The 1,213-nt window shown below is 46.6% G+C and carries 1 protein-coding gene; it reads left to right on the top strand.

Translation table 11 applies throughout. The annotated features are described in order from the left end of the window. Positions 1-78: 78 nt before the first annotated feature. On the top strand, positions 79-1,212 hold the full coding sequence (locus AACR11_RS19670) for a flagellin (RefSeq protein WP_005447265.1): 1,134 nt from the start codon (positions 79-81) through the stop codon (positions 1,210-1,212). The last annotated feature ends 1 nt before the right edge of the window (position 1,213 follow it).

Raw genomic sequence — 1,213 nt, 5'->3', positions numbered from 1 at the left:
AAGTAACTTTGAGAGAACTACTTGGTTTTCCGAGACGTCGGAAACCGCTACATCGGAAAATCAATTGGAGAAATCACCATGGCAGTGAATGTAAACACTAACGTATCAGCGATGACCGCTCAGCGTTACCTAAACAACGCAAACTCAGCACAACAAACTTCAATGGAACGTTTGTCTTCAGGTTTCAAAATCAACAGCGCGAAAGATGACGCTGCGGGTCTTCAAATCTCGAACCGCTTGAACGTACAAAGCCGTGGCTTGGATGTGGCTGTTCGTAACGCGAACGACGGTATCTCGATTGCACAAACAGCAGAAGGTGCAATGAACGAGACAACCAACATCCTACAACGTATGCGTGACCTATCTCTTCAATCAGCGAACGGCTCTAACTCAAAATCTGAGCGTGTTGCGATTCAAGAAGAAGTAACGGCACTAAACGACGAACTAAACCGTATCGCTGAAACAACATCATTCGGTGGTAACCGTCTACTTAACGGTACTTACGGTACTCAGTCTTTCCAAATTGGTGCGGACAACGGTGAAGCCGTGATGCTAAACCTAAAAGACATGCGCTCTGACAACCAAATGATGGGCGGCGTGAGCTACCAAGCTGAAAAAGGCAAAGATAAAGACTGGGGTGTTGAAGCGGGCAAAAACGACTTGAAAATCAGTCTGACAGACAGCTTCGGTAAAGAGCAAGAAATCAACATCAGCGCAAAAGCGGGTGACGATATCGAAGAGCTTGCGACTTACATCAACGGTCAAACAGACCTAGTGAAAGCGTCAGTAGACCAAGACGGCAAACTGCAAGTTTTCGCTGGTAACAACAAAGTAGAAGGCGAAGTGGAGTTTTCTGGCGGTCTTTCTGGTGAGTTAGGTCTAAGCGACGGTAAGAAAGTAACGGTTGATACCATCGATGTAACATCAGTAGGTGGCGCACAAGAATCTGTCGCTATCATTGATGCGGCGTTGAAATACGTAGATAGCCACCGTGCAGAGCTAGGTGCTTTCCAAAACCGTTTCAACCACGCAATCAGCAACTTGGACAACATCAACGAGAACGTGAACGCGTCGAAGAGCCGTATTAAAGATACCGACTTCGCGAAAGAAACGACTCAAATGACCAAGTCACAAATTCTATCGCAAGCGTCAAGCTCAATCCTTGCGCAAGCGAAACAAGCGCCTAACTCAGCGCTAAGCCTACTAGGTTAAT

Origin of the sequence: Vibrio sp. L85 (assembly GCF_963871815.1) — a bacterium.
Classification (GTDB): Bacteria; Pseudomonadota; Gammaproteobacteria; order Enterobacterales; family Vibrionaceae; genus Vibrio; species Vibrio harveyi.
Note: the sequence above shows the minus strand (reverse complement) of the source record. Positions and strands in the feature narration are given on the sequence as shown.